The sequence below is a fragment of the Roseburia yibonii genome, from assembly GCF_014297335.1.
Classification (GTDB): domain Bacteria; phylum Bacillota; class Clostridia; order Lachnospirales; family Lachnospiraceae; genus Roseburia_D; species Roseburia_D yibonii.
Genome location: NZ_JACOQH010000019.1, coordinates 1 through 3,930, shown reverse-complemented (window position 1 = coordinate 3,930; position 3,930 = coordinate 1). Strand labels below are relative to the sequence as shown.

Genomic DNA, 3,930 nt, shown 5'->3' with positions numbered 1-3,930 from the left:
CGATACAGAAATACCTATACAGAACAAGTCAAAAGATCGACAGGGAAAGCTGCGCTGATCATTAAGTAAAAAAGCTCCCGACCAGAATCCCTGCCAGAACAAGTCTTTTGGGTTTCGCGAAAAATTGAAAGTGAGGAAAAAAGATGAAGGATTATACAAAGTTTATGAAATGGGCAGTTGTTTACATGATCGACCGAAAGACACAGGACGACCGGAAAAGTAAAGTTGAAGTTGAAGCATTGTTTTCATCTCTGGTACAGGCAAAAGACAATTATATTATACGAAATCCGGAGCATAAGCGTTATATCATCCACGTTGACGATCTGGAAGAATTTGAAACGGTTTACAACCAATTTCAGGATCTGCGTGAGAAATACGGAGAACATGCAATATTTCATCTTGATGATCTGGCACTTGGATGTGACAAGGAAAATAAATACCGTTATATATTAAACATCGATACAGACATTGATTTTTAGTCGAAACGCTCCCCCTTGGAGCGTCAGCCGCGGGATGGTCTCCCGGCTCTGATGATGGCAGACCACAACGAAGAAAGCGAGGTTTTGAACATGGAAAAGATAGTTGAATGGTTAAAAAGCTGCGGATATTCCGAAAGCGAAGCCGTGACAGAAGCTAACAAAATGATAGATGCTAACCGCTGGGATGGCACTGAAATGTGCTCGCACGAATACGCAATAGAAATGATTTTAGATAACTTAATTTAGTCGAAACCGCCCGCTGGCGGTCTGGCGCAAAAAGAAACGGAGGAAGTTTTTATGATTATCAAAGCAAGTGATATCAAGGTAGGTACACAGTTAGCAGAGGCAGATGGCTTTTTGTTTGATGTGGTAGAAATTGTGAAACAGACAGAGAAAACAATAACAGTCCGACTGTGCTCTGATTTTTCCAGTTTTCCGGCACACTGGAGAACCAAAAAAGACGGAACGCCGGGCGGAATCATTAAGACTTTTAGAAAGTCAAGTCAATTATATTGTGTGGATTAGTAATGAAAGGATGATTAACTATGAAAATATTACTCGATAAATTGCAGAAATTAGAACAAATGGAAGAAATCGCAAATCATGCGGAAGCAGATTATGAAAGAGAGCCAGAAAACGCAGGATATGAAGCGGCTTTTGATTCTGCATATAAAAACGAATTTAAGGCATATGTAGAAGCTGCTAAGTATATTGAATGTATGACAAGGGGGAACATTGATTTTTTGACAGCTAAAAGGATGATACAAACGAAAAGAACAGAACTATTACAAATTTTAGGAGTATAAAAACATAGCACGAAAGAGGGTGGAGCTTTTACCACCTTCTTTTTTTATAATGCTGCGCATGGGCGCAGCATTATAAAAAAAGCTGACGGGTGAACCAGGAAAAAAAGATGAAGGGAACCCGGTTCCCCTGACGGGTGAACCAGGAAAAAAAGATGAAGGGAACCCGGTTCCCCTGACGGGTGAACCAGGAAAAAAAGATGAAGGGAACCCGGTTCCCCTGACGGGTGAACCAGGAAAAAAAGTGAAACTGCCAATTAGCGGTTGGCAGTTCCACTTTGTATTTTTGAATCAGAATATTTCATTCTGTTTTTCGAGTAGTATTAACAGTGCTGTCATTGTCATTTTCTGAATGTACTCGCCGCAGTGCAATTCACTTGCATTTATTGGTTCTTCCCTTTCAATGAAATCATAATTGGTATAAAGTGTAACACCTTCATTATTTTTACACCACACGGCTACAATCTTATCTCCACCAAATTCTGCGATATCTTCCTTTAATTCTTCAATTAATTCCGAACAATCGAAACTGATTTTCTTACCATGTGAATTTATAAAAGCCATATTTCCTCCTAGTATTTATAGTGTCCATTTTCAAAATCGTTTTGTCCGATTTCAACTCGACCATCTTCGGTATCCCGCTCAAAGGTCTGATAATAGGCTTTCCCGTCTCTGTTTGCGATGAGGAGCCATAACTCCTCATCTGTTAATTGACGCTTGTCTACAAATGCCTGAACTTTGCTGTAATCAAGTTCGCCATCATCATCCTTGAATTCTTCATCGTCCTCTGTTTTGCCATATTTCTCCAAAACAGCTCGATCATAAACATCATAATCGTAATCATTAATGATCTCTTTACTCATAAGAAGATTAAATAACTCTAAGAATGTATCTGCCTCAAAGCTACGTTTCCAAATTCCGTCTGTCGATCTTCCGCTCCAAATCATAATAATACCTCCGCTTTTTTATTTTACATTGATTGTTTATAATTAGCAATATGATATAATTTTAGTTCTGCGTAATTTCTTCAAGTTCTGCTCTGCGTTCATTCATGTTGTGATCCATTGCGCAAAAATACGGTTTTTTATTTCCCTGCAGTACATCATCAATATCATAGTCCCATCCCCACGGCGCGGTTACCGCAGTCCGACCACTGGCTGTTTCAAAAACATTCCATCCATCAGGGATAGCGACTGTTGTTTTATCACTGCAAGTAGCGGTTGCGTGTTCAGCACCAAAAGTAAATACATTTCTTTTTTCAGATCCTAATACTCCATAGTTTTTGTAAATTTCTAAAGTTTTCATTTCGTATCCTCCTTATTATCTGTGTTCCTTTGATGATTATATTGTATACGAAAATAGACGAAAAGTCTATTGACATAGTATACGAAAATAGACGATATGAAAGAGCGTAATTTGTACAAAAAGTATACGAAAATAGACGTTGACAACAGAAAGTACATCTATTATCATTGTATATAGAGAGTGAGGTGCAATGCATGGCTAGTGAGGGAAAAATAGAGTTCTCCGGTTTGTGGGACATTCTGGAGAAAAAAGGGTTAAATAAGCAGTGGCTACGGAATCATGGAATATATTCCAATACCGTAGCAAAATTGACACAAAACGGAAATGTTACATGTGACGTTATTTGCAAATTGTGTAATCTTTTGGATTGCCAGCCTGGTGATCTTATGGAGTATAAAAAGGAGGAAAAAAATGACAATGTATAACAACGAAATGGTAAAGTTATTGGGTGAGGTATATCAGGGAACACTTGAAACTATGAATGGGGCAAAACATGATCCATATGAACAGACATCAAGCGTTTTTCCGCTGAAATGTCTTTTAATGCTCTGGCCAAGAGTGACGTCTGGGAAAATATCAAAGGATCTTGACGATAAGATGGCTCAGCTTATGGATATGATAACACCAGAAGAAATCGGAGAACTTATGAATAAGCCATTGCCACAAGAACTGTATTTGCAATTTGAACTTGGAAAAATGGAACAGAAACAGAAAAAATAACTAGAGAAAGAGGAAATGCTTAGAAATTGCATTATATGCGGAGAGCAGTTTAAGTGCTCTCCGAGTGACAAAAAGGTGACGCGTAGTGTTGAATGCTGTAAAAAATATGTACTCTTCCATATAACGGGCAGAATATGATCGGATGAGGAATGGCAAAAATTGCCACAGACAGCGAAAGGGAGATATGATATATAAAGATTAAGGGAACATTTGACAGAAACTGGTTATCGATGTATAATATAAGCATAAATTTTTCATGATTATATGTTTGGAAAGATCTCTTGCATTTGCAGGAGGTCTTTTTTTTATGTCAATGTAAATCGGACTGAATGATCTGGTTTTGATCATGAGGGAGAATTTAAGAATTGACATTTTCTTTGTTCCAATAAGCTCTTGCCCGAAGGGAGAAATGGTAATTTCTTCCTTTTGCCCTTGCGGCGAGCAAAAATGGTTTACGGGTTTGGCGTCGCCCCGCCGCTTTTTCCAAAGGGGCGAAAGAGACCACGCGGAGCGTGTTCCCTGCTGATTCTTTTCTTTTTTGAATTTGTTTCATGTCTCAGAAATTCCTTCTGGCAGTATTTCCTCGACCCAGATCGGCGGCGCTGCATAAGCTGCAGATCTAA

10 protein-coding genes and 1 other RNA gene are annotated in these 3,930 nt (G+C 38.7%); 7 read left to right on the top strand and 4 right to left on the bottom strand.

Going from position 1 to position 3,930, the window contains the following annotated elements:
• Positions 1-143 precede the first annotated feature (143 nt).
• From H8Z76_RS13425 to H8Z76_RS13405, 5 genes are all read left to right on the top strand, one after another.
• Positions 144-479 (top strand): hypothetical protein, encoded by a 336-nt coding sequence (locus H8Z76_RS13425; RefSeq protein WP_176922297.1) that lies wholly within the window; start codon positions 144-146, stop codon positions 477-479.
• An RNA gene (locus tag H8Z76_RS13420) (hammerhead ribozyme type II) lies at positions 478-546 on the top strand. Before H8Z76_RS13425 ends, H8Z76_RS13420 begins: the two co-directional genes overlap by 2 nt.
• 23 nt (positions 547-569) lie before the next feature.
• Complete coding sequence (locus tag H8Z76_RS13415) at positions 570-725, top strand: hypothetical protein (RefSeq protein ID WP_176922298.1); 156 nt, start codon at positions 570-572, stop codon at positions 723-725.
• Between the two features lie 51 nt (positions 726-776).
• The gene (locus tag H8Z76_RS13410; RefSeq protein WP_176922299.1) at positions 777-1,004 is read left to right on the top strand and encodes a hypothetical protein; all 228 of its coding nucleotides are present in this window, start codon (positions 777-779) and stop codon (positions 1,002-1,004) included.
• Positions 1,005-1,024: 20 nt separating this feature from the next.
• Positions 1,025-1,285 (top strand): hypothetical protein, encoded by a 261-nt coding sequence (locus H8Z76_RS13405; RefSeq protein WP_176922300.1) that lies wholly within the window; start codon positions 1,025-1,027, stop codon positions 1,283-1,285.
• Between the two features lie 288 nt (positions 1,286-1,573).
• On the opposite strand, the gene H8Z76_RS13400 is transcribed toward H8Z76_RS13405, so the two are convergent.
• From H8Z76_RS13400 to H8Z76_RS13390, 3 genes are all read right to left on the bottom strand, one after another.
• Entirely contained in the window at positions 1,574-1,846 is a 273-nt protein-coding gene (locus H8Z76_RS13400; RefSeq protein ID WP_186982835.1) for a hypothetical protein, read from the bottom strand.
• 8 nt (positions 1,847-1,854) lie between these two features.
• The gene (locus tag H8Z76_RS13395) at positions 1,855-2,229 is read right to left on the bottom strand and encodes a hypothetical protein (protein ID WP_186982834.1); all 375 of its coding nucleotides are present in this window, start codon (positions 2,227-2,229) and stop codon (positions 1,855-1,857) included.
• Between the two features lie 61 nt (positions 2,230-2,290).
• Positions 2,291-2,587 carry a hypothetical protein gene (locus H8Z76_RS13390; protein WP_186982833.1) on the bottom strand — a complete coding sequence of 99 codons (297 nt, stop codon included), beginning with the start codon at positions 2,585-2,587 and terminating at the stop codon, positions 2,291-2,293.
• A gap of 194 nt (positions 2,588-2,781) precedes the next feature.
• Here H8Z76_RS13390 and H8Z76_RS13385 point away from each other — a divergent pair, with 194 nt between their 5' ends.
• Positions 2,782-3,012: a helix-turn-helix domain-containing protein gene (locus H8Z76_RS13385; RefSeq protein ID WP_186982832.1), complete on the top strand. Its 231-nt coding sequence runs from the start codon at positions 2,782-2,784 to the stop codon at positions 3,010-3,012.
• On the top strand, positions 2,999-3,307 hold the full coding sequence (locus H8Z76_RS13380; RefSeq protein WP_186982831.1) for a hypothetical protein: 309 nt from the start codon (positions 2,999-3,001) through the stop codon (positions 3,305-3,307). The genes H8Z76_RS13385 and H8Z76_RS13380 overlap by 14 nt, the downstream gene beginning before the upstream one ends.
• A gap of 358 nt (positions 3,308-3,665) precedes the next feature.
• Here H8Z76_RS13380 and H8Z76_RS13375 read toward each other — a convergent pair whose 3' ends face one another.
• Positions 3,666-3,860 (bottom strand): hypothetical protein, encoded by a 195-nt coding sequence (locus H8Z76_RS13375; RefSeq protein WP_186982830.1) that lies wholly within the window; start codon positions 3,858-3,860, stop codon positions 3,666-3,668.
• Positions 3,861-3,930 lie beyond the last annotated feature (70 nt).